The following is a 22,751-nucleotide window of genomic DNA, read 5'->3' on the forward strand; positions in this document are numbered from 1 at the left end:
TATGTCCGATGCTACCGGTGTTCGGCCGCGACGGCCTTCGCCGCCCGCAACTGTGCCAGCAGCTCCGGGCCCGACCACGTGCGGGGGTCACCGTTCTCGGCGGCGTTGACCAATTCGATCAGCCGCGCGTTCACCGGCGTCGCCAGCCCGACCATGCGGCCGAGAGTGACGATTTCCCCACAGAGCCAATTGATTTCGGTCTTGCGTCCGAGCGCCAGATCGTCGGCCATGGACGAGCGGGCCATCGGATCGATCGCCAGGAATCGCCCGGCGATCCGGCCGTACACCGCATCGGGCAGGGTCAGCACGCGCGCCAGCACTTCCGGCGGCAGCAGCGTCAGCCGGGCCGGGCGGATCCGGGCCCGATGCATGACCGCCAGCGCCTCGAGCTGCGCCAGCGCCAGGCAGCGCCGATAGTCGCGCCCAGACAGCTGTTCGCGCAGTGCCCGCCCGGACAGGGCGTTGACGGCGTTGTTCAGATTCAGCAGCAGCTTGCCCCATTGCACGGGCCGCAGATCGGCGGGCCGATCCAGTTCGAGTCCGGCCCGGCGGAACAGCGGGGCGAATCGCTCCAGCGCCGGATCGTCGGCGACGGCCAGCCCGCCCTCGGTGCCGCGATGGAATCGCCCGCCCTCGTGCTGGATGACATTGAACATCACCATGCCCGCCAGCGCCACGGCCGACGGCACGGTCTCGCGGATCACGGAGTCGTTGCCGATTCCGTTCTGCAGGCTCAGGATCACCGTGGCCGGGCGGGCCCGGCCGATCAGCTGCTTGGCGGTATCGGCGGTCTGCGCGGATTTCACGGTGACCAGCACCAGATCGGCGGTGGCGGCCGAATCGGGTTCGGTGGCGACGCGGAAACCTGTCGCGGCCACCCGGTCGTCGCCGCCGTCGAGATCGGTCAGCCACAGGCCCGAGGCCGTGATCGCCTCGATGACCCGGGGCCTGCCCACGAAGGTGACGTCGGCACCCGCGGCGGCCAGTTTGCCGCCCACGAAGATGCCGACGCTGCCGGCGCCGAGCACCGTCACGCGAAACGTCAAGCGGGACCGACCTCCTCGATCACGGGCTGTTCGTATCCGGCCTCGTCATAGGCGGCCAGGGCGGCGCCGGAACGCTCGCGCACCGCGGTCACCAACTCCGCCGGACCCAGTACCGTCACGCCCGAGCCGAATCCGAGCAGCAGCCGCGCCATCCAGTCCCGCGTGGCGAACCGCATGGTCGCCTCGACGCTGCCGTCGGCGTGTACGGCCACCCGATGCATGGGGTACTGATCCAGAACCCAACCGTAGTCCGAGCGGATCCGCAAGCGCGCCAACGGAACCGCCGGATCGTCGGAGAACAGGTCCAGACCCGCGGTCTCGTCGGTCGCGTGGCTGGGCGGATGCGCGGGTTCGTCGAGTTCGACGGCCTCCTCGATCCGGTCGAAGCGGAACAGCCGCACACCCTCGGCCTGGCGGCACCAGGCCTGCAGATAGGAGTTGTTGTCCACCAACACGATTCGGATCGGGTCGACCACCCGCTCGGAGACCACATCGCGGCTGGCCGAGTAGTACACCAGCCTCAGCGCGCGCCCCCGCGCGAGCGCCGAGCGAACCGTCGTCACCGCCGGGGCCTCCACGGGCAGCATGGCGACACTGCCGTCGTCGGTGCCCTTGTCCCCCGCGATGGCGGCCTCGATCTTCGCCGTCGCCGACTGCGCCGCGGTCGGATCGACCATGCCCGGCAGGGCGGCGATCGAGCGCAGCGCCACCAGCAGCGCGGTGGCCTCGGTGGAGGTCAGGCGCAGTGGGCGTTCGATGCCCGCGGAGAAGGTGACCTCGATGCTCTCCTCGGAGAACGACAGATCGATCAGATCGCCCGGCCCGTAGCCCGGCAGGCCGCACATCCACAGCTGATTGAGATCGCTCATCAACTGTTTGGTGGTCACGCCCAGATCCGCGGCGGCCTCGGCCGCACTGATGCCGGGATTGGCCAGGAAGTACGGGACCATGTTCAGCAGCCGCGACAGGCGCGTGGACAGGCGACTACTCACGCACCCACCTCCGTGCGCTCGAGTACCGACCGCAACCGCTCGATCACATCGGCGCGCAGATCGGCCGGGGCGAGCACCAGGGCGTCGGGTCCGAGCCCGGCGATCAAGCGCGCCAACCACTCTCGCGAACGCACCGGCACCTCGACGATCGCACCGGACCGCCCGCCGATCTCGCGGTCCTCCACGATCGCGCCGAGGCGGCGGATGTCCTGGGCGCGGCCGTCGGCCACCCAGACCGTCGCGGAGCCGGTCACCGGGGCCGCACCGGTCACCTCGGCGACGATCCTGCGCAGATCCACACCCTCGGGTTTGTGCACCGCGTTCTCCGGACCGTAGGCGATGACATCCTCGCCGATACGCGACAGCCGGAAGGTGCGCACGGCCTCGCGATCGCGGTCGTGTCCGACCAGATACCAGCGCCCGTGATGGGTCACCACACCCCACGGTTCCACATCGCGCATGAGATAGGGGGCGCCGTGCGACATCCGGTGTTCGAATCGGACCGCTCGGCCCTCGTCGACCGCCGCCAGCAGCTTGCCCAGCGCGGCCTCGGATCCGCGGGTGCGGGCGGGCACCGACGGGACCGACGCCACGGCCGCGTCGGGTTCCACATGGACCCCCGCGGCGCGCAGCTTCAACAGCGCGCCCTCGGCCGCGGAGGCCAGTTCCGGTGACTCCCACAGCTGTACGGCCACCGCGACCGCGGCGGCCTCCTCGCTGGTCAGATCGATATCGGGGAGTTCGTAGGCATCGCGGTTGATGCGATAGCCCTCCTGGCTGGAGTACCGGCTGACCGGTCCGACCTCGAGCGGAATCCCCAGATCGCGCAGCTCGTTCTTATCGCGCTCGAACATCCGGCTGAACGCCTCGTCACTGGCGGAATCCTCATATCCGGCAACGCTGTCGCGGATCCGCTCCGCGGTCAGGAACTGCCGGGTCGACAACAGCGCGATGACCAGATTCATCAGCCGCTCGACCTTGGATATCGCCACCCGATAGAGAGTAATGCGCACCCGCGCATCGATGCGCGGTGGTCCGGTGTTTCGCCGACAGCGCAGTATCAGGCAAGCAGCACTACCTGGCACGGAAGCCCGGGAGCCTTCGCCAGTTTCGCATCGGTCGTCAACAGAGGTAGGCCCAGACGAGCGGCCAAGGCCGCGTACAAGCCGTCGTAGAAGGTGATCGAATGGCGCAGTCCCCATGCATCCGAGGCCAGCTGCCCATGATGAACGTATCGATGATCCACCAGGAGTTTCGTCATCCGCAGTCCGCAGGCAGCCTGATCCTCCACTATCGCTCCGCTTCGTTCGAACTTCCGCAGGACACTGCCGACTTCGGCGTCAATGAGATGCGGGGCATGGCAAGTCGATTGGGAGATGCGTTGTGCAAGCTCAACCCCGACGGCATCCTCACGAAGCAGACAGTCGATCATCGCCGACGCATCGACAACAAGCTCATCACTCACCCCGAAGCTCCCTGACGGCATCTGCGGCGAACCCGGGCGGCAAGCTGGAGCCCTGGCGGAAGAACTCCTCCCGATAAGCCTCAAGGGCCGCGAGCTTGGTCTGTCGCCGCGCCAAGGCATTCACTTCCCGCTGCATGTACGCCTGCAGCGACATGCCTGCGTCTGCGGCCGCACGTCGCAACAGTTCGGCGTTCTCTTCCGGAATGTTCCGCACCTGGATCGTTGCCATAGCGCTATTATAGCGCTATACGGCGGCTCTTACGGCTACATCGACGCGATCAACCGATCCACGCGCTCGTCCACCGAACGGAACGGGTCCTTGCACAGCACCGTGCGCTGGGCCTGGTCGTTCAGCTTCAGATGCACCCAGTCGACGGTGAAGTCGCGTCCGGCCTCCTGCGCCGCGGTGATGAAATCGCCGCGCAGCTTGGCACGGGTGGTCTGCGGCGGCGTCGTGACCGCCGCGTCGACCGACTCGTCCTCGGTGACCCGCTTGGCCAGGCCCTTGCGCTGCAGCAGGTCGAAGACGCCGCGGCCGCGCTTGATGTCGTGATAGGCCAGATCCAGCTGGGCGATCTTGGGATCGGACAGGTCCATGTTGTAGCGGTCCTGATAGCGCTGGAACAGCTTGCGCTTGATCACCCAGTCGATCTCGGTGTCGACCTTGGCGAAATCCTGCGCCTCGACCGCGTCCAGGGTGCGGCCCCACAGATCCACCACGGCGTCGACCTGCGGATCGCGCTCGCGATTGCGCAGATGTTCGACCGCGCGGGCGTAGTACTCGCGCTGGATGTCCAGGGCGCTGGCCTGGCGGCCGCCGGCGAGGCGCACCGGGCGGCGGCCGGTCAGGTCGTGGCTCACCTCGCGGATGGCGCGGATCGGGTTGTCCAACGCGAAATCTCGGAAGGAGACGCCCGCCTCGATCATCTCGAGCACCAGCGCGGCCGTGCCGACCTTGAGCATGGTGGTGGTCTCGGCCATGTTCGAGTCGCCGACGATGACGTGCAGGCGCCGGTACTTCTCGGCGTCGGCGTGCGGCTCGTCGCGGGTGTTGATGATCGGGCGCGATCGGGTGGTTGCCGAGGAGACGCCCTCCCAGATGTGCTCGGCCCGCTGCGACAGGCAGAAGGTCGCCGCCTTCGGCGTCTGCAGCACCTTGCCCGCGCCGCAGATCAGCTGGCGGGTGACCAGGAACGGCAACAGCACATCGGAGATCCGGGAGAATTCCCCGGCTCGGACGACCAGGAAGTTCTCATGGCAGCCGTAGGAGTTGCCCGCCGAATCGGTGTTGTTCTTGAACAGATAGATATCGCCGCCGATCCCCTCCTCGGCCAAGCGCTGCTCGGCATCGATCAACAGCTCCTCGAGCACCCGCTCACCCGCGCGATCGTGGGTGACCAGCTGCACCAGGCTGTCGCATTCGGCCGTGGCGTACTCCGGATGGGATCCGACATCGAGGTAGAGCCGGGCACCGTTGCGGAGGAATACGTTCGAGCTACGGCCCCAGGAAACCACCCGGCGGAACAGATACCGGGCCACCTCGTCAGGGCTCAACCGACGGTGACCGTGGAACGTGCACGTCACCCCGAATTCGGTCTCGATCCCCATGATTCGTCGCTGCACACTATCGACATTACAGCCATGCCATCCCCGAAAGTGGCTGTGCGAGCGAGGTAATGCATACGTCTTCGCAACGATTTCGCCGGAGATCTCAACAATGACCGGCCGAGTGCGGCCGAAATGACCGGATCCCTTGCACTCGGCAGTTCCGAGTGCAAGGGATCCGGGTCACATTCGCGAAAGCGACTACGGGTTGGAGGGGTCCCCCGCCGAGGGGGTCTCCGCCTTGTCGCCGCCCTTGGACTTGCCGCTCTTGCCGCCCGGGAGCAGCGCCTCCAGGGCGGGACCGCTGATCCGCCGGAAGGCACGACGCGGCCGGGCCTGCTCGAGCATTGCCACCTCGAGCGAGCCGACGCCGAGCACCCGCTTGTCCTTGTCCCCGCTCTCGGGGGCGACCTTCTGCAGCGCCTGCACGGCCACGTTGATCGCGGCGCTCAGATCCAGGCCCGGCTTGTAGGAGCCCTTGAGCGCGGTGACGATGGGCTCGGTATTGCCGCCCATGACGATGTATTCCCGCTCATCGACGATGGAGCCGTCGAAGTTGATCCGGAACAGCACCGAATTGGGTTCCTGTTCGGGATAGGCCACCTCCGCGACGCACAGCTCCACCTCGAACGGTTTGAGCTGATCGGTGAAGATCGACCCCAGCGCCGAGGCGTACATGTTGGCCAGCTGCCGGCCGGTAACGTCGCGCCGATCGTATTGGTAGCCGCGCAGATCTGCCTGCAGGATGCCGCCACGCCGCAGGTTCTCGAACTCGTTGTACTTGCCGACCGCGGCGAAGCCGACCCGATCGTAGAGTTCACTCACCTTGTGCAGCGTCGCCGAGGGATTCTCGGCGACGAACAGCACACCCTTGTCGTACACCAAAACCACGACACTGCGGCCCCGTGCGATGCCCTTGCGCGCAAGTTCGGTCTTGTCGCGCATGATCTGCTCGGCCGACGCGTAATAGGGCAGTGTCATGCCGTGGCACCTCTTTCCTCCGCCATGCGCTCGTCGACGATCGCCCGGGCGATCTCGGCCAGCCGCTCATCCGAAACCTCTACGGTCCCTTCGGCATTGATCACGACCGCGGTCGGGAAGATGTTGCGCAGCAGATCCGGACCACCGGTCGCGGTGTCGTCGTCGGAGGCGTCCAGCAGCGACTCGACGGCGATGCGCAGGGCGCGATCCTCGTCGATGCCGCGATGGTAGGTCTTCTTCAACGAGGTCTTGGCGAACATCGATCCCGAGCCGACCGCGGTGTAACCGAACCGCTCCTCGCTGCGCCCGCCGACCACGTCGTAGGACACGATGCGCCCGGCCCGGTCCGCATCGGTGGCCTGCGGGTCGTAGCCGACCAGGATCGGCACCACGGCGAGTCCCTGCAGGGCCGCGGGCAGATTGTCGCGCACCATCTTCGACAGCTTGTTGGCCTTACCGTCGAAGGTCAGGGATACGCCCTCGATCTTCTCGTAATGCTCCAACTCCACGGCGAACAGCCGAATCATCTCCACCGCCACGCCCGCGGTACCGGCGATACCGGCCGCGGAGAACGAGTCGGTGATGTACACCTTCTCCATATCACGGCTGGCCAGCAGGTTGCCCTGGGTGGCACGCCGATCACCGGCGATCAGCACCCCGCCGCGGTAGCTCACCGCGACGATCGTGGTGCCGTGCGGGGCGATGTCCTGCGCCGCACCCCTCGGGGCGGCGTCGGCGATCCGCCCGAAACCGTTGCCGGACAACAATTCCGGAGCGTGTTCCCGCAGATACTCGGAGAAGGACGACAGGGCGTACCCCACATGGAGCCGCAAGGGGTCACCTGATGTCACTGGCCGCCTTTCTGAACGTATGCGCGCACGAAGTCTTCCGCGTTCTCCTCGAGCACATCATCGATCTCGTCGAGTAGGTCGTCGGTTTCCTCCGCCAGTTTCTCGCGACGCTCCTGCCCCGCGGCATCGACGCCGACGGCGTCGTCGTCCTCGTCGCCGCCACCGGCGCGCTTGGTCTGCTCTTGTGCCATAGCAGCCGACCTCCTCTGTACTGATATCGGCGAGCACCGGAGAAAATCCGATGCTCGTATGTCAACACTACCCAGCGGCGGGGACCACTGGCCGGATTACCTGGTAACGCGCCCCTACGTGGTCAGCTGTTCGACCAGCTGAGCGGCCGTGTCCACGCCGTCGAGCAGCTTGCCCACATGCGATTTCGTGCCGCGGCGCGGTTCCAGCGTGGGAATGCGGACCAACGAATCCCCACCCAGATCGAAGATGACCGAATCCCAACTGGCGGCGGCGATATCGGCTCCGAAGCGGCGCAGGCATTCGCCGCGGAAGTAGGCGCGGGTATCGGTCGGCGGATTGGTCATGGCGTCGAGCACCTGCTGCTCACTGACCAGTCGCTGCATCGATCCGCGCGCGACCAGCCGGTTGTACAGGCCCTTGTCCAGGCGCACATCCGAATACTGCAGATCCATCAGATGCAGCTTCGGCGCCGCCCAGCCCAGCCCCTCGCGGTTGCGCATGCCCTCGAGCAGCCGCAACTTGGCGGTCCAGTCCAGCAGGTGCGCGGTCTCCAGGGGATCGCGTTCGAGCAGATCGAGCACATGCGCCCACTTCTCCAGGACGTCGGTGACCCGGGCGTCGTCGGCGCCCTGGCGGCTGTGGAACTTCGCCACCCGGTCCAGATACAACCGCTGCAGCGCCAGGCCGGTCAGCTCGCGCCCGTCGGTCAGCGCGACCGTCGCGCGCAGCGTCGGATCGTGACTGATCTGGTGCACCGCGGTGACCGGGCGGGCCAGCTGCAGATCCGACAGATCCTCGCCGGCCTCGATGAGATCCAGGACCAGCGCGGTGGATCCGACCTTCAGATAGGTCGACCATTCGGCCAGATTCGCATCGCCGAGGATCACGTGCAGGCGGCGGTACTTATCGGCATCGGCGTGCGGTTCGTCACGGGTATTGATGATGCCGCGCTTGAGCGTGGTCTCGAGCCCCACCTCGACCTCGATGTAATCCGCGCGCTGGGACAGTTGGAAGCCCGCCTGATCGCCGGACTGACCCATGCCCACGCGGCCGGATCCGCAGATCACCTGCCGGGACACGAAGAACGGTGTGAGCCCGGCGATGATCTGATTGAACGGGGTCTCCCGGCTCATCAGATAGTTCTCGTGGGTGCCGTAGGAGGCGCCCTTGCCGTCGACGTTGTTCTTGTACAACTGCATTCGCGGCGCACCGGGCACGCTGGAGGCGTAGCGGGCGGCGGCCTCCATCACGCGCTCACCGGCCTTGTCCCAGATGACCGCGTCCAGCGGGTCGGTGACCTCGGGGGCGGAGTATTCGGGATGGGCGTGATCGACATAGAGCCGGGCGCCGTTGGTGAGGATCATGTTGGCCGCGCCGACCTCGTCGGCGTCGATCACGGGGGCGGGTCCGTTCAACCGGCCCAGATCGAAACCACGCGCGTCGCGCAGCGGCGATTCCACCTCGTAGTCCCACCGCGTGCGCTTGGCCCGGGGCACCCCTTCCGCCGCCGCGTAGGCGAGTACCGCCTGGGTGGACGTGAGAATCGGGTTGGCCGAGGGCTCGGTGGGCGTGGAAATGCCGTACTCGACCTCGATTCCGATGATGCGCTGCATGCGTTCGAGCCTAGGCGACGTTCGTCGAACCCGGGCGGGACCGGTGGGCGATCGGTCACACGGCGGGTCGATCGCAGGTCGTACGGCAGGTCAGCCGTCCGGGGGATGGTGCGCTCCATACGCCCGTATGAGAATTGGCGGCATGTCCGAATCGTCCGCGCCTCCCCTCGCGTCCGGCGCGAATACCGCTGTCCCCCAGCCCCGTTCGCGACCCACGCGGCTACCCGCCCTGGATGTCCTGCGGGGCATCGCCATGCTGGGCACCCTGGGCACCAATGTCTGGATTCTCACCCACCCCGCGGGCTTCATCGGTTATCTGGAGAACCTCGATCCGCCCGACGGCTGGTGGTTCTGGGCCGAGCGGGTGCTGCAGCAACTCGCCCAGGGCAAGTTCCTCGGCCTGCTGACCGTGATGTTCGGCATCGGGCTCGCCATTCAGCAGCGCTCGGCCGTGCGGTCCGGTCGCGCGTGGCCCGGCGGATATCCGTGGCGGGCGGGGCTGTTGTTCCTGGACGGCCTGCTGAACTTCCTGTTCGTCGCGGAGTTCGACGTACTGATGGGCTATGCGGTCACCGGCGCGGTGGTGGCATATCTGCTCGCGACGAGCGATCGCGCGCGGCGGCGCTGGCTGATCGGGGCGGCCGCCGTGCACGTGAGCATGCTGACGCTCACCGCCGTCGTGATAAGCCTTGCGCCCCGGACCGATACCCCCGCCCGGCGGCCGTTCGACCCGAACCCCTATGCGAACGGCTCCTTCTGGGATCTGGTGGTGTTCCGGGTCCAGCACGCGGGGATCTTCCGGCTGGAGCCGATCCTCATCTTCCCCCTGTCGATCGCGCTGTTCCTATTGGGCGCGTGGCTGTTTCGCGCGGGCGTATTCGAGGCCCGCGGCGCCCGGCTGCGGCGGCGGCTGATGGTGCTCGGCCTGGGCGTCGCCGCACCGCTGGATCTGGCGCTGGGATTGTGGCGTCACGATCTGGTCCTGCTCACCCGCTACGGCACCGCGCCCGTCGTGGGTCTGGGCATTCTCGCCCTGGTCGCCCAGTTCTACGTGTCGCGCACCCACTCCGGTCCGGTGGGCCGGCGCTTCGCCGAGGTCGGCCGCATGGCGCTGAGCTGCTACATCCTGCAGAATCTGATCGCCTCCACGCTGTGCTACGGCTGGGGCCTCGGCCTCGCCGCGCACATCTCGGCCAACACCCGAGTGCCGTTCACCATCGGCGTACACCTGCTGGTGAGCGCGATCATGATGACCTTCGCGCATCTATGGCTACGCCGATTCGAGCGCGGGCCGGTGGAATGGTTGTGGCACAACAGCTATCGCGCACTCAGCCACGAGGGCCGGGTTGCGGCGTAGGGCCGCCTATCGGCGATTCTTCGGGCATACGCCGGGAAAGCGACACCTACTGCGCGGGTAAGGCTTCCGATTGCGCGAGCAGGTCCGCCACCAGGGTGTCGCGCTGCAGCGGCACCCCGAGGCTGCGGGCGTTGCCCTCGAACAGCGCCAGGACCGAGGAGGACAGAATTCCCTCGACCTGTTCGGAGGACAGCGTCGGCGCGGGGTCGGCGCGCCAGCTGTTCACCACCCCGTCGACGAATCCGATGATGCCGAAGGCCATCGGTCGCGCCCGATTGGGATCGATCCCGAAGCGCGCCAACGAGGTCGCGAACAGATCCGCCAGCCGGCCGCCGATGCGATCGCGCGCACCGGCCAGCGCACCCGAATCTCCTTGCGGCGCATCCCCGGCGAGGAACCGATGCAGATTCGGATGCCGCACCACCCAGCCGACGTAGGTACCCACCGCCCCGCGCACCGCATCCTTGACCGTCCCGTCGGCGCGCAGGGTCGGCATCAGATCCGCCAGCAGCGACTCCAGGATCCGCTGCCGGATCTGGTCGTCCAGATCCGTGCGGCCGTCGAAATGCCGATAGACCACCGGCCGCGGCAGCCGCAACCGATCGGCGATCTGCTGTACCGAGACGTCGACGCCGTTCTCCTCGATCACCGCGACCGCGGCGTCGAGCACCTCCGCGCGGCGCTGCTGTTTATGCCCGTTCCAGCGCGTCGAGCGACCGTCGAGACGGGGGCTGGACTTTCCGCTGGTTTTGGTCATCCGTCAACGATACCGTCCGCAGTATTGACCGCTACAACATGTCTCACTAATCTGAGTGTTACTGCTTGTATCGGTTACTTGAACTTGGAGAGCTGTCATGGGCAACGAAGCCACACTGCTCCCAGCGGAGTCCCTCGCGCAGCGACTGCTGACCGGATCGGTGAAGAAGTCCTACGACCCCGTCGTGGATCTGGACTGGGACGCACCCCTGGATCCCGACAAACTGTTCCTCCCGCCGGAGGTCGTCTCCCTCTACGGCACCGAGCTGTGGGAGTCGATGACCCCGCAGCAGCGCCGGGAACTCTCGCGCCAGGAGCTGGCCAATGTGCTCTCGGTCGGCATCTGGTTCGAGAATCTGCTCAATCGACTGTTGTTGCGGGAGTTGATGAACGGCGATCCCACCAGTCGCCATTCGCATTACACGCTGACCGAGATGGGCGACGAATGCCGCCACATGATGATGTTCGGTAAGCTCATCGACCGCATCGAGGCCCGCCCCTATTGGCCGACACCGGCTGCGCGACTGGTCATCTCGGCATTGCAGCTGTTCCTCCGGGGCGCCATGACCTGGGTGGGCGCCCTGGTCGGCGAGGAGATCTTCGACGCCCTGCAGCGCAAGACGCTCGACGATCCCGAACTGCAGCCGCTGGTATCGCGCGCCATGCGCATCCATGTCACCGAGGAGGCCCGCCACATCGGCTTCGCCCGCGACGCGCTGGCCCGCCGGGCGCCGACCATGTCGGCGGCCGAATTGGCTTATACCCGTTTATGTGTCGCGATCGCGGCACCGCTGTTCGTCCGTCTGATGACCAACCCGCATATGTACACCCGGGCCGGGCTGGATGGCCGCACGGCCAGCCGGATCGCGCGCGGCAATCCGTATGCCAAGCGCGCTCTCGGCACGGGTGCGGCGAATCTCGGTGCGTTCCTGGACAAACAGGGTCTCATCGGGTCCGCGGGCACATGGATCTGGCGGCGGCAAGGGCTGCTGACATGAGGTTCGCGCTGCGGCACGGGACGCGCCCGTCCGGCGGCGATGTCGACGTGGCCGTCATCGGCACCGGGGCAGACGAGCTGAGGGCGGCGCGGGAACTCGGCCGCGACGGCATCGTCGGTTGCTATTCGCCCGTCACGGCACTCGAATTCGACGATGCGGCCGATCGCTGGACGGTGCGCTCGGCGCGCGGCGAATTCGCTCCGCGTATCGTCGTGCTGACCCCGCCCGCGGACCTCGCGGAATGGACCCTGATCGGCCTCGGCGGTCGCACTATTGCGCAAGCCCGCGGCACCTCGGCACTCCTCGGCATCGCGCTGCACGGCTTCCCGAATCTGTTCTTCCTCACCCCGCCGCCGCTGTCGGACACCGCGATGCCCCCCGCCGCCCTCGCGGCACGCATCGGCTACATCCGCCGGTGCGTGGATCTGCTGCGCCGCACCTCGTGCACCCGCATCGAGGCCCGCGCCGCGACCCAGCACGAATTCGATCGGCGGCTGCGCGCGGACAGCCGCTATCGGCCGGCGCCGCGCCGTCCCGCGCAGCACCATTTCGATCTGACCGTGGCCGCCGATCGTGAACCGGCACAAGAGTATTCGGGTCCCGCGCTGCTGGATGCGCCCGGGGCCGAACTGCTGGTGTCGGTGGCGCTGAGCGGCCATCCGGATCCCATCGACGGCCGATACCACTGGTACGGCCGCATCGCCGGGGCCGACGGCGGCGAACTGCCCGATCCGGGTCGCGGACAGGTCTTCCTCACCCTGCCCGGCGGTCACCCCGCCCCGGGCCGACTCCAGGAGCGCGACCCCTGGGGCAATCTGCGCATCGTCGGCGTCGGTGAACCTCCGTTCCCGCTGGAACCCGCCCCGGCGCACTGAGCCCCTGATCCACCGGGACTCAGTGCGGCGCTGCGGAATTCAGCCCGGAACCTTATCGAGGAATCCGAGCACCCGGGTGATCCGCCCGCCCTCGAGGACCGCCACGTCGAACCCGACGACCAGCGGCTCGGCGCCCGGTGCACCGAGGAACCAGGTGAATCGGACGATATCGTTATGCCCGTCGACCGGCCCGAGCCCGAAGCCCAGCCCGGCGAACTGCTGCTGAGCACCGGCGATGACCTGATCCAACGCCTCGACGCCCGCGACCTGGGCCAGCGGATCGGTGTAGGTGACCTCCGGGCTGAATACCTCGGCGATCAGCGCCCGTCGCTTATCCGCATCCTGCTCGTTCCAGGAGTCGATGTACCGCTGTGCGATGTTGTCGTATTCGTTCATGGGATAAGCATCTTCGACGCGACCGCCGCGGTCGATTACGCGCGAGGTAATGCCCGCGCCCCCGAATTCCGCTGCGACACAGCCGCGATCACACTATCGACCGCAACGCCTCGGCGTCCCGCGCGACCACGGCCCGGCCGTCCCCGCCCACCACGATCGGCCGCTGGATCAGCTTCGGATGCCCTGCCAATGCCTCGATCCACCGCTCCCGATCGGCGGTTGTCCGTGACCAGTCCGCCACACCGAGCGCCTTGGCCTCGTCCTCGCCGGTGCGCGTGATATCCCACGGCTCGAGCCCGAGCCGAGCCACCATCGCCCGAATCTCCGCGACACTGGGCGGATCCTCGAGATACCGCCGTTCGACATAGGCGACCCGGCCTCATCGAGGGCCGCTTTGGCCGCCCTACTCTTCGAACACCGCGGGTTATGCCAGATCTCCCTCTGTTCCGATGTCATGGGCGCACGATACCCACCCCGGATACCGGCGAGGACGGACTCGGCCGAGCCGTGAGCGAGACGGTCACACGTCGAAGTACAGCTCGAATTCGAATGGGTGTGGGCGGACATTGATTTCGGCGATTTCGGTGTCGCGCTTGAGACGGATCCAGGTTTCGAGGAGGTCTTCGGTGAAGACGCCGCCCTGGGTCAGGTAGTCGTGGTCGGCCTCGAGACGGTCGATGACCGCGGCGAGGCTTGCCGGGGTCTGGGTTACCTCGGCGGATTCCTCCGGGGTCAGTTCGTAGAGATCCTTATCGATCGGGATCGCGGGCTCGATCTTGTTCAGGATGCCGTCGAGGCCGGCCATCATCATCGCCGCGAACGACAGATACGGATTACCCGAGGAGTCGGGGCAACGGAATTCGAGGCGTTTGGCGTTGGGATTGGCCCCGGTCACCGGGATTCGCACGGCCGCGGACCGATTGCGCTGGCTGTACACCAGATTCACCGGTGCCTCGTAACCCGGCACGAGGCGCTTATAGGAATTGACGGTCGGATTCGTGAAGGCCAGTAGCGACGGCGCGTGATGCAGCAGCCCGCCGATGTAGTGCCGGGCCATCTCCGACAATCCGGCATAGCCCGCCTCGTCGTAGAACAGCGGCGTGCCGTCCTTCCAGAGCGATTGGTGCACATGCATTCCCGAGCCGTTGTCGCCGAACAGCGGTTTGGGCATGAAGGTCACCGTCTTGTCGTGCTGCCAGGCGGTGTTCTTCACGATGTACTTGTACAGCTGCAGATCGTCGGCGGCGGCCAGCAGCGTGTTGAACCGGTAGTTGATCTCGGCCTGGCCCGCGGTGCCGACCTCGTGATGCCCCTTCTCCAGTTCCAGTCCCACACGCTGCAGATTCGTGGACATGACATCGCGCAGATCGACATCGTGGTCATAGGGCGCGACCGGGAAGTAGCCGCCCTTGGCCCGGATCTTGTAGCCGCGGTTGATACTGCCGTCGGGGTTGTACTTCTCCCCGGTGTTCCAGTGTGCCGAGGCCGAATCCACCTCGTAGAAGGCGCGATTCATCGCGGTGTCGTATCGCACGGCGTCGAAGATGTAGAACTCGGCCTCCGGTCCGAAATACGCGGTGTCGGCCAGGCTCGTGGAGCGCAGATACTCCTCGGCCTTGCGGGCCACATTGCGCGGATCGCGGCTGTAGGCCTCGCGGGTGTGCGGATCGTGGACGAAGCAGCTGACATTGAGCGTCTTGGCGACCCGGAACGGGTCCAGCCGGCAGGTGTTGAGATCCGGGAGCAACAGCATGTCCGATTCGTGGATCTGCTGGAAGCCGCGCACCGAGGATCCGTCGAAGGCGATGCCGTCGGCCACCAGATCCGGGCCGAACATCCTCGCCGGGATGGAGAAGTGCTGCTCGACCCCGGGGACGTCGCAGAAGCGCACGTCGATGTATTCGACCTCCTCGGCGCCGAGGAACTCCAGGACTCCATCCGTGGTTGGGGTGATCACGGTAACTCCTCACGAACTCGCGGGCCGCCGGTTCAACGATACGACCTCCCGGTCGCCGTCGGATGGCGAATCACGGTGCCTACCAAGATCATTCGGCACACTCGCCGCGCGGGTGCCCGAATCCGATCCCGAGACGATATCGATGCCGATTGATAGGTTCCGGCTATCCTCGCCGATCTCCCGCCGAAGCGGCAATCCAGCCGATGAACCGGTAACATGACTTACCACTTCCGCCCAATGGCCAGATGTGAAGGTCACGCTTCCATAGAATCGACTGCTCAGACCGACTACGACTACTCATCTGTCATGCACAGTGCACAATCGAGGTACCGGCACTCTGCCCGATTGCCGGTGGCGACCACCGCCGCGATGCGGTGTGCTGGAGATGACGCCGGGGTCACTATCGTGACCTCGACCATCATGAGTCAGAGGTAGGTTCGTGAGTTCTTCGACGGTTGCGGCGGGCACGGCCCGGCCGCGCACCATGTGTGAGGCGTTCCAGGGCAATGTGGCCCGTCACCCCGATCTGATCGCCCTGCGCACCCGCGGCGACAGCGTGGCCATCACCTGGCGCGAATACGGCACCCGGGTGCGCGCCATCGCCACCGGGCTCGCGGCCGTGGGCGTGCGTCCCGGCGACACCGTGGCCCTGATGCTCACCAATCGCCCCGAATTCCATCTCTGCGATACGGCCGTGCTGCATACCGGCGCCACCCCGTTCTCGGTCTACAACACCAATCCGGTGGATCTGCTCGCCTATCAGTTCGGCAATGCCGAACCGCGCGTGGTGATCTGCGAGAGCCAGTTCGTCCCGCAGATCCTCGCCGCGGCGGAAAAGGCCGCGGCCCAGGGGCATCAGGTCGAGAAGGTGATCTGCGTCGACGGCGCGGCCGAGGGCGTCGCGGCGCTGTCGGAGGTCGAGGCCCTCGACGCGTCCGAGTTCGACTTCGAATCCGCTTGGCGCGCGGTGGATCCCGACGATCTACTGACCATCGTCTACACCTCCGGCACCACCGGACCGCCCAAGGGTGTGGAACTCACCCACACCAACTTCATCGAAAACGCGCGCATCATCGACGAATTCGGCGGTGGCGGCCCCGAGGACCGGGTGGTGTCCTATCTGCCCGACGCCCATGCGGCCAATCGCTGGTTCGCCCACTATCTCAATCTGCTGCACGCCGCGCAGATCACCACGGTCGCCGAGCTCAAACAGGTCGCCGAGGCGCTCACCGAGGTGCATCCCACGGTCTTCCTGGGCGTGCCGCGCATCTGGGTGAAGGTCAAGGCCGCCCTCGAGGAACGGCTTGCCGCCGAACCGAGTTCGGCGCGCCGGGCGCTGGCGGACTGGGCCATCGCGACCGGCCGGGCACGGGCCCGCGCGATCTCCGACGGCCGCCGCCCGGGCATATTCGACAACCTGCGCTACGTGCTGGCGGACCGGCTCGTGCTGGGCACCATCCGCACCCGGCTCGGACTGGACCGGACCCGGATAGGGGTCACCGGCTCCGCGCCGATCCCGCGCGACACCCACGAGTTCTTCCTGGGCCTGGGCATACCGTTATGCGAGGGGTACGGCATGACCGAATGCACCGCGGGCGCCACCGTCACCCGGCCCGAGCGGATCAAGATCGGCACCGTCGGCACTCCGCTGCCCGGCGCCGAGGTGTCGATCGCCGAGGACGGCGAGGTGCTGGTGCGCGGGAAGATGGTCATGCGCGGCTACCGCAAGGATCCCGAAAAGACCGACGAGACAATAGATTCCGACGGCTGGCTGCATACCGGGGATATCGGTGAGATCGATGACGAGGGCTATCTGAAGATCGTCGATCGCAAGAAGGAACTCATCATCAACGCGGCGGGAAAGAACATGTCGCCCACCAATATCGAGAACACCATCACCGCACACACCCCGCTGGCCGGAACGGTCACGGTGATCGGCGAGGGCCGGTCCTATAATACGGCGCTCATCTGCCTGGATCCCGATCTGGCCGCGAGCTTCGCCGGGCGCCACGGACTACCCGGCGACGATATCCCCGCGCTGGCCGCGAATCCACTGGTACGGGCCAATATCGAGGAGGGCGTCGCGACGGCCAACGCCCAGCTCTCGCGGGTGGAGCAGGTGCGCAAGTTCGCGGTGCTGCCGGATGTCTGGACTCCTGGCAGCGAATGTCTCACCGCCACCGGCAAACTGCGGCGCAAACCCATCGCCGCAGCCTATGCCGATACCATCGAATCCCTCTACGCAACGTAGGCCGGACGGAGGACGCCATGGAATCGCCGAGCCGGGATCGTGCCATCGAGGCCCTGTACCAGCGCGCCGGAGTGCTCATTCGAGAGTTCTCCGACAGCATGCCCCCCTATCGCACCATCCCCCGGTCACTGGTGACCTCGGGACTCGAGCGCGGCACCAAGCTGAATATCGAGCTGTTCTTCGAATACCTCCGCCACGGCCAGATGCCCTCCCCGGAGGACACCCGCGAACTGGTCGAACTGGCCCTGGACCGGGTGCGCGACGGCGAACCGCTCGACGAGGTTCTGGGCCGCTACCGCACGGGTGCGGAATTCATCTACACCCGGCTGCGCGTGGCCTCCGATGCCGGCGAGCGTGAACTGCTCGCCGATGCGGCACTTCCCTTGCTGCAGTACATCACTCAGATCGTGGAGCGGATCGCGACCGCCTGTGTGCGCCGCGCCCACGATCCGCGCTGGGAACTGCTCGAACGCCGCCGCGGCATCGCCGACGCCCTCATCACCGGGCGCGATCCGGTGGAATGGGCCGACGAACCGGCGATCACGGTGCCCGAGGCATTCCTGATCGCGGTGTTCCGGTTATCGATGGGCACCCGCGAACGGCACGGCCTGGACACCAGCGAATTACGACATTCCATCGAGGCCATCCCGGGTGTGTTCCTGCGCCTGGACAGCGGCGGCTGGACGGCCCTGGTCCCGCTGCAGCCCGGCGACGACGGCACGGCCACCGCGGCGGCGCTGGCCTCGCGGCTGCCCGCCCGCAATCGCGAGAGCGCGCCACCGTTCTGGGTGGGCGTGGGTGCGGCCCGCATCCGCGCGGACATCCCCGCCGTCTTCGCCGAGGCCCGGGTGCTGGCGGAGTTGGGGCGCTGCCTGGATCGCACCGAATTGGTCTGCCGCCGTAAGGATCTGCAGTTCGAATACACCGTCGCGGCCAGCGGACCGGCCCGTCCCGGCCTGGCCACGGTGCTCGCGCCGCTGGACAGCCAGCCGCTGCTGGCCGAGACGCTGGCGGTATTCGTCGACACCGGTTTCAACCAGCTGGCCACCGCGCGGCTGCTGAACATCCACCGCAACACCGTCACCTACCGGCTGGCCCGGGTGCACGAACTCACCGGCCTGGACCCGCACCGACCGACCGACGCCATGACGCTCTCGGCGGCCCGCATCGCCCGGCGGCTCGAATCGGCCTCGTTCGCACCGTGATCCACGTATCGCGGTAGCCGTCGATCCGCCGCCGTACCCCGGCCGCGGATCGACGGGGCGCCGAATCGGCCGTATCGAATGTTAAATCCAGAAGAATTCGGCGTAAATCGCGCTGTTCAATCGCGTGACACGCATTCCGCTTTACCGCGCGAATCGCGTGGTAGAAACGATAAGATTGCGGCAATGTCCGCTATTCGCCACTGGTTAGCTGTTCTCTTTTCACCCCCCTGGTACACCCCTTGCGAGACCGCGTCGTAACCTTAACTGGTCAGATGACCCAGAACATCGACATTCCGGCGAACAACGAGGTCACCGGGAGTTTCCGACATGGGCACGCGCCCCGGAAAGCAAGCGATGATTTCCCGCGCCACACCGGAGAACTACTTCCGTGCGGGATTATCTGAGCGCGCTTTACCGGTCTCGCGCCCGTCGTGCGGCGCCGCACACCCTGCACCCTCGCGGCGCGCACCGACGCATCGGACAAGGAGTACCGATATGGACATGATCCGGCTCAGCGACTGGCTGCCCAAGCCCGGCGAGTTGCTCGACTTTCCACCGACCGCGACCGCCCTCGCGGCCGCCGCCGCCGCGGATCCGGCCCCGGTTCCGCCCTCGTACATTCAGGACTTCCAGCTGCGACATCGCCATCCCGAACTATCGATCTGCTTCACCATCGCCGCACCCCTGGACCGAAAGGCATTGCGCCGCAGCTTCGTCCAGTTCCTGCGCCGCCACGACGGACTGCGCTGCTGGTTCGTCGACGACGGCGAATCCTTCGGCGGGCGCATCCTCGATCCGGGCTGGGTGGATCTGGATATCGTCTCCGCGGGCGACTTCGCCTCGGGCGAGCAGCTGCGCGATCGTCTCGCCGACCGATTCTCCGCCACCGACCCGACCGCCTGGCCCGGCTTCGCCCTGGGCGCGATCGATCACGGCGACGACGGTTTCACCGTGCATATCAGCCTCGATCACGCGTTCTGGGACAGCACCTCTCAGGTGGCGGCGATCTTCGAACTGCATCAGCTCTACACCTCCTACACCGCGGGCATCACTCCCGCGCTGTCGCCGGTGGGTGGATACTCCGAATACGCCCGCCACGAACGCGCGACCGTCGCCCAACGACCGGCCGAGGTGGATCGCCTGGCCCGCTTGATCGCCGGCAATCTGGACTACATCCGGCCGCTGCCTTGGGATTTCGGTCTCGAGCCCGGCGATTCGGCCCCGAGTACGGGCATGCGATTCGACCTGCTGACCGGACCGGAATGCGAGGCGTTCACCCGCGCGTGCGCGGCCGCGGGCGGCTCGTTCGCCTCGGGCATCTACGCGGCCATCGCCCTGACCGAACTCGAATTGGCCGGGCGCACCCGGTATGTCGGGCTGAACATGGTGGGCACTCGCAACACTCCGCGCTTCCAGTTCACCCAGGGCCGGTTCGTCAATCTGCTGCCGATCGTCTTCGAGGTCGGCGCGGCGGCGCGGTTCACCGAGCTGATCGGGCGGGCGCGCCACGCGCTGCAGGACATCAAGCCGCTGGCGGGCATTCCGCTGTTCGCCGCCTTGGAGCGCGCCAGTGAGCTGACCGGACAACGCATTCCGTGCGTGCGGGACTGGGCATGGGTCTCCTATCTGGATGCCCGGCCGATCTCCGGCGCGATGCTGGAACAGTCGCTGCCCGGCCTGCATCGCATTCACGGGCTGTGCTCGACCCCGCGCACCGATCGGGCCTCGGCGCTGCAGATCCATCGCGAGGCCGACCGTGTGCAGATCACGGTCCACTATCCCGATACCGAGACCGCGCACGCCTCGGTCGGCCGCTACGTCGAGCGCCTGCGGGCGGCGCTGCGCACGGTCGCGGCTACCGGCGAATTCGCCACGTCCGCACCGCTTTTCGACACCATCCGACCCGTGCGGGTGGCGCTGGCCAGCTGATCCGTCCATGAATTCTGCCCACCGGGCAAGTTTTCCCGTGGGAAATCTTGCCCGGTGGGCATCTTTCTGTCACGCTGGAGGTATGACCGAGGAACCCGCGCTCTCGCTGCGGGAACGCAAGAAGCTCGATACTCGCCGGGCCTTGAGCGACGCCGCGCTGGAGCTGGCGTTCGAACGGGGACTCGACAACGTGTTGCGCGAGGATATCGCCGCCCGCGCGGGGGTGTCGGTGCGCACGTTCAACAACTACTTCTCCGGCAAATGGGAGGCGCTGGCCTACCGGCAGGTCGACCGCCTGCGTCGCAGCACCGACATCCTGCGTTCGCGCCCCGCGGACGAGCCGATGTGGACGGCCCTGACGGAATCGGTGCTGGCGCCGCTGGAAGCGGAGATCGACGCCGCGGGCCACGGGCCGCCGACCGCGAAGCAGCTGGCCGTGATCCGCGCGCTGTTCGACGTTCCGGGCGCGCATGCCGCGATCACGGCCGGTCTCCAGGACGACTTCGTCGCCGCCATCGCCGAACGCAGCGGCACCGATCCGCACCACGATCTGTATCCCCGGCTGGCGGCGGGCATGGTCGTCGCCGTCGTGCGCTCCTCCTTCGAGGTCTATGTGCGGGCCGATCCACCCGTGCAGATCACTGCCGTACTGCGCCGAGCCTTTTCGCTCGCGGCAGACGTAGTGCCCGGATCCGGCGTCCCCGCGCCGTAGTTTCTCCCGAAACACCCGATGACAACAGGGGGTTCACCTCGTCATGTCCGATATACGAACCGATGTCCTGATTTCCGGTGCGGGCCCGAACGGCCTGCTGCTCGCCACCGAACTCGCCCTGGCCGGGGTGCGGCCGATCGTGCTCGAGACCGGGCCCGGTCCGGGCACCGCGCCGAAGGCCAACGGCATGGTCGGCCAGATTCCGCGGGTGCTGGATATGCGCGGCCTGTATCCGGGCAAGCCGGAACCGATGCCGTTCTGGATCTTCAGCGGCCTGCGCCTCGAATTCGACTCGCTGGCAGACAGATCCGTATACGCGTGGATGATCTCGCAGCCCGAGCTCACCGCGCGGCTCGCCGAACGCGCCCGTGAACTCGATATCGAGGTGCGCTGGCAGCATGCGCTCACCGACTTCACCCAGCGCGAGGACGATGTCCTCGTCACCGTGAACGGCCCCGACGGCGAGTATCGGATCGCGGCCGCCTATCTGATCGGCGCGGACGGCGGAAAGAGCCTGGTGCGCAAGCGATCCGGTATCGGGTTCCCGGGATTCACTGCCGCCGATCGCATCTCGCGCATGGGACATGTCGAGATCCCCGGCCTGGTCGGAATACCCGGGGTCGGTTACGAACTGCCCGGCTACGGCCGGGTCGACTGGGGACACCATTGGACCGAGCGCGGCATGTTCATCCTCGCCGAATTCCAGCCCGGCCGACTGCTGATCGCGACCGGTGAGTCCGGCACGGACGCCGTCGACGAGGACGCCCCCATGACCCTCGACGAGCTGAGCGCCAGCGTGAATCGTGTACTCGGCATCGATCTGCCGATCCGGCCGCCGGCCTGGGCGGGCCCGCATCTGTTGCGGCGCTGGGTCGGCCTGAACACCCGCACCGCCGACCGTTATCGCGACCGCCGCGTGCTGCTCATCGGCGATGCGGCCCATGTGCATTCGGCCATGGGCGGACCGGGCCTGAACCTGGGCATGCAGGATGCGATGAACCTCGGCTGGAAACTCGCCGCCCGGATCCAGGGCCGGGCGCCCGCGGATCTGCTCGACACCTACGAGAGCGAGCGCCGCCCGCTGGCCGAGCGCGTGATGATGAGCTCGATGGCCCAGAGCGCACTGATGGCCCGCGGCCCCGAGGTCGGCGCGCTACGGCAGCTGTTCGGCGAACTGCTGCACATCCCGCCCGTGGTCGACCACATCTCACAACTGCTGAGCGGCGCCGACGTCGCCTACGCCACCGACTGCGACCATCCCCTCGCGGGCCGTCTGGTCCCCGACTTCACCGTCGACACCGCCGAGGGCCCACGCCGAATCGCCGAACTCCTGCGCACGGCACGCCCCCTGCTGCTCGACCCCCACGGCCACCTCACCGACACCGTCACCGGCTGGTCCGACCGCGTCGACCACATCACCGCACCGGCCCCCGACGCCCCCGCCGCCGCCCTCCTCCTACGCCCCGACGGCTACATCGCCTGGGCCACAACCGATCCCACCCCCACAGGCCTACGCGAAGCCCTCACCCGCTGGTTCGGCCCCGCCCGAACCCTAGCCACCCACACCTGA

General features: G+C 67.1%; 22 protein-coding genes. 8 read left to right on the plus strand and 14 right to left on the minus strand.

Annotation, left to right across the window (positions count from 1 at the left end):
- Positions 1-11: 11 nt before the first annotated feature.
- The 10 genes from ACIA76_RS00635 to dop form a co-directional block, all read right to left on the minus strand.
- On the minus strand, positions 12-1,046 hold the full coding sequence (locus tag ACIA76_RS00635) for a 2-dehydropantoate 2-reductase (RefSeq protein WP_397146836.1): 1,035 nt from the start codon (positions 1,044-1,046) through the stop codon (positions 12-14).
- A complete protein-coding gene (locus tag ACIA76_RS00640; protein ID WP_397146838.1) occupies positions 1,043-2,038 on the minus strand; it encodes a helix-turn-helix transcriptional regulator in 996 nt (331 codons plus the stop codon). The genes ACIA76_RS00635 and ACIA76_RS00640 overlap by 4 nt, the downstream gene beginning before the upstream one ends.
- Positions 2,035-3,030, minus strand: coding sequence for a helix-turn-helix transcriptional regulator (locus ACIA76_RS00645; protein WP_397146840.1), 996 nt, complete (start codon positions 3,028-3,030; stop codon positions 2,035-2,037). Before ACIA76_RS00645 ends, ACIA76_RS00640 begins: the two co-directional genes overlap by 4 nt.
- Positions 3,031-3,098: 68 nt before the next feature.
- On the minus strand, positions 3,099-3,503 hold the full coding sequence (locus tag ACIA76_RS00650; protein WP_397146842.1) for a type II toxin-antitoxin system VapC family toxin: 405 nt from the start codon (positions 3,501-3,503) through the stop codon (positions 3,099-3,101).
- A complete protein-coding gene (locus ACIA76_RS00655) occupies positions 3,496-3,732 on the minus strand; it encodes a FitA-like ribbon-helix-helix domain-containing protein (protein WP_397146844.1) in 237 nt (78 codons plus the stop codon). Before ACIA76_RS00655 ends, ACIA76_RS00650 begins: the two co-directional genes overlap by 8 nt.
- A 35-nt stretch (positions 3,733-3,767) precedes the next feature.
- A complete protein-coding gene (gene pafA / locus ACIA76_RS00660) occupies positions 3,768-5,126 on the minus strand; it encodes a Pup--protein ligase (RefSeq protein ID WP_397146846.1) in 1,359 nt (452 codons plus the stop codon).
- Between the two features lie 183 nt (positions 5,127-5,309).
- The gene (prcA, locus tag ACIA76_RS00665; protein ID WP_397146849.1) at positions 5,310-6,089 is read right to left on the minus strand and encodes a proteasome subunit alpha; all 780 of its coding nucleotides are present in this window, start codon (positions 6,087-6,089) and stop codon (positions 5,310-5,312) included.
- Positions 6,086-6,961 (minus strand): proteasome subunit beta, encoded by an 876-nt coding sequence (gene prcB, locus ACIA76_RS00670; protein WP_397147917.1) that lies wholly within the window; start codon positions 6,959-6,961, stop codon positions 6,086-6,088. Before prcB ends, prcA begins: the two co-directional genes overlap by 4 nt.
- A complete protein-coding gene (locus ACIA76_RS00675; RefSeq protein ID WP_062503939.1) occupies positions 6,937-7,131 on the minus strand; it encodes a ubiquitin-like protein Pup in 195 nt (64 codons plus the stop codon). The genes prcB and ACIA76_RS00675 overlap by 25 nt, the downstream gene beginning before the upstream one ends.
- A 114-nt stretch (positions 7,132-7,245) precedes the next feature.
- Positions 7,246-8,745, minus strand: coding sequence for a depupylase/deamidase Dop (gene dop, locus ACIA76_RS00680; RefSeq protein WP_397146852.1), 1,500 nt, complete (start codon positions 8,743-8,745; stop codon positions 7,246-7,248).
- A 142-nt stretch (positions 8,746-8,887) separates the two neighbouring features.
- Between dop and ACIA76_RS00685 the strand changes: the two genes are divergently transcribed.
- Entirely contained in the window at positions 8,888-10,102 is a 1,215-nt protein-coding gene (locus tag ACIA76_RS00685) for a DUF418 domain-containing protein (RefSeq protein ID WP_397146854.1), read from the plus strand.
- A gap of 46 nt (positions 10,103-10,148) precedes the next feature.
- Here the strand turns inward: ACIA76_RS00685 and ACIA76_RS00690 are convergent, their stop codons facing one another.
- Positions 10,149-10,859: a TetR/AcrR family transcriptional regulator gene (locus tag ACIA76_RS00690; protein WP_397146856.1), complete on the minus strand. Its 711-nt coding sequence runs from the start codon at positions 10,857-10,859 to the stop codon at positions 10,149-10,151.
- 97 nt (positions 10,860-10,956) lie between these two features.
- Here ACIA76_RS00690 and ACIA76_RS00695 point away from each other — a divergent pair, with 97 nt between their 5' ends.
- Complete coding sequence (locus ACIA76_RS00695) at positions 10,957-11,856, plus strand: diiron oxygenase (protein WP_397146858.1); 900 nt, start codon at positions 10,957-10,959, stop codon at positions 11,854-11,856.
- Positions 11,853-12,731 (plus strand): DUF4873 domain-containing protein, encoded by an 879-nt coding sequence (locus tag ACIA76_RS00700; protein ID WP_397146860.1) that lies wholly within the window; start codon positions 11,853-11,855, stop codon positions 12,729-12,731. The genes ACIA76_RS00695 and ACIA76_RS00700 overlap by 4 nt, the downstream gene beginning before the upstream one ends.
- Before the next feature lie 39 nt (positions 12,732-12,770).
- On the opposite strand, the gene ACIA76_RS00705 is transcribed toward ACIA76_RS00700, so the two are convergent.
- The 3 genes from ACIA76_RS00705 to glnA form a co-directional block, all read right to left on the minus strand.
- Entirely contained in the window at positions 12,771-13,127 is a 357-nt protein-coding gene (locus ACIA76_RS00705; RefSeq protein WP_397146862.1) for a nuclear transport factor 2 family protein, read from the minus strand.
- Positions 13,128-13,215: 88 nt separating this feature from the next.
- Positions 13,216-13,440 carry an ArsC/Spx/MgsR family protein gene (locus ACIA76_RS00710; RefSeq protein WP_397146864.1) on the minus strand — a complete coding sequence of 75 codons (225 nt, stop codon included), beginning with the start codon at positions 13,438-13,440 and terminating at the stop codon, positions 13,216-13,218.
- Positions 13,441-13,647: 207 nt separating this feature from the next.
- Complete coding sequence (gene glnA / locus ACIA76_RS00715; RefSeq protein WP_397146866.1) at positions 13,648-15,084, minus strand: type I glutamate--ammonia ligase; 1,437 nt, start codon at positions 15,082-15,084, stop codon at positions 13,648-13,650.
- A gap of 484 nt (positions 15,085-15,568) precedes the next feature.
- Here glnA and ACIA76_RS00720 point away from each other — a divergent pair, with 484 nt between their 5' ends.
- The 5 genes from ACIA76_RS00720 to ACIA76_RS00740 all read left to right on the plus strand — a co-directional run bounded on the left by ACIA76_RS00720 (position 15,569) and on the right by ACIA76_RS00740 (position 22,751).
- A complete protein-coding gene (locus ACIA76_RS00720; RefSeq protein ID WP_397147919.1) occupies positions 15,569-17,335 on the plus strand; it encodes an AMP-dependent synthetase/ligase in 1,767 nt (588 codons plus the stop codon).
- 17 nt (positions 17,336-17,352) lie between these two features.
- The gene (locus ACIA76_RS00725) at positions 17,353-18,540 is read left to right on the plus strand and encodes a PucR family transcriptional regulator (protein WP_397146868.1); all 1,188 of its coding nucleotides are present in this window, start codon (positions 17,353-17,355) and stop codon (positions 18,538-18,540) included.
- 495 nt (positions 18,541-19,035) lie between these two features.
- Positions 19,036-20,469: a condensation domain-containing protein gene (locus ACIA76_RS00730; protein WP_397146870.1), complete on the plus strand. Its 1,434-nt coding sequence runs from the start codon at positions 19,036-19,038 to the stop codon at positions 20,467-20,469.
- Positions 20,470-20,551: 82 nt separating this feature from the next.
- Positions 20,552-21,181 carry a TetR/AcrR family transcriptional regulator gene (locus ACIA76_RS00735; protein WP_397146872.1) on the plus strand — a complete coding sequence of 210 codons (630 nt, stop codon included), beginning with the start codon at positions 20,552-20,554 and terminating at the stop codon, positions 21,179-21,181.
- Between the two features lie 43 nt (positions 21,182-21,224).
- Positions 21,225-22,751 carry an FAD-dependent monooxygenase gene (locus ACIA76_RS00740; protein ID WP_397146874.1) on the plus strand — a complete coding sequence of 509 codons (1,527 nt, stop codon included), beginning with the start codon at positions 21,225-21,227 and terminating at the stop codon, positions 22,749-22,751.

This window comes from Nocardia sp. NPDC051570 (assembly GCF_044454005.1).
Lineage (GTDB): Bacteria > Actinomycetota > Actinomycetes > Mycobacteriales > Mycobacteriaceae > Nocardia.

What these genes read in the sequence shown, in the direction of transcription:
- ACIA76_RS00655 (WP_397146844.1), bottom strand. Translation starts at nt 3,732, where the DNA reads ATGGCAACGATCCAGGTGCGGAACATTCCGGAAGAGAACGCCGAACTG.
- prcA (WP_397146849.1), bottom strand. Translation starts at nt 6,089, where the DNA reads ATGACACTGCCCTATTACGCGTCGGCCGAGCAGATCATGCGCGACAAG.
- ACIA76_RS00675 (WP_062503939.1), bottom strand. Translation starts at nt 7,131, where the DNA reads ATGGCACAAGAGCAGACCAAGCGCGCCGGTGGCGGCGACGAGGACGAC.
- dop (WP_397146852.1), bottom strand. Translation starts at nt 8,745, where the DNA reads ATGCAGCGCATCATCGGAATCGAGGTCGAGTACGGCATTTCCACGCCC.
- ACIA76_RS00685 (WP_397146854.1), top strand. Translation starts at nt 8,888, where the DNA reads ATGTCCGAATCGTCCGCGCCTCCCCTCGCGTCCGGCGCGAATACCGCT.
- ACIA76_RS00690 (WP_397146856.1), bottom strand. Translation starts at nt 10,859, where the DNA reads ATGACCAAAACCAGCGGAAAGTCCAGCCCCCGTCTCGACGGTCGCTCG.
- ACIA76_RS00695 (WP_397146858.1), top strand. Translation starts at nt 10,957, where the DNA reads ATGGGCAACGAAGCCACACTGCTCCCAGCGGAGTCCCTCGCGCAGCGA.
- ACIA76_RS00700 (WP_397146860.1), top strand. Translation starts at nt 11,853, where the DNA reads ATGAGGTTCGCGCTGCGGCACGGGACGCGCCCGTCCGGCGGCGATGTC.
- ACIA76_RS00705 (WP_397146862.1), bottom strand. Translation starts at nt 13,127, where the DNA reads ATGAACGAATACGACAACATCGCACAGCGGTACATCGACTCCTGGAAC.
- ACIA76_RS00710 (WP_397146864.1), bottom strand. Translation starts at nt 13,440, where the DNA reads ATGGTGGCTCGGCTCGGGCTCGAGCCGTGGGATATCACGCGCACCGGC.
- ACIA76_RS00720 (WP_397147919.1), top strand. Translation starts at nt 15,569, where the DNA reads ATGTGTGAGGCGTTCCAGGGCAATGTGGCCCGTCACCCCGATCTGATC.
- ACIA76_RS00725 (WP_397146868.1), top strand. Translation starts at nt 17,353, where the DNA reads ATGGAATCGCCGAGCCGGGATCGTGCCATCGAGGCCCTGTACCAGCGC.
- ACIA76_RS00730 (WP_397146870.1), top strand. Translation starts at nt 19,036, where the DNA reads ATGGACATGATCCGGCTCAGCGACTGGCTGCCCAAGCCCGGCGAGTTG.
- ACIA76_RS00735 (WP_397146872.1), top strand. Translation starts at nt 20,552, where the DNA reads ATGACCGAGGAACCCGCGCTCTCGCTGCGGGAACGCAAGAAGCTCGAT.
- ACIA76_RS00740 (WP_397146874.1), top strand. Translation starts at nt 21,225, where the DNA reads ATGTCCGATATACGAACCGATGTCCTGATTTCCGGTGCGGGCCCGAAC.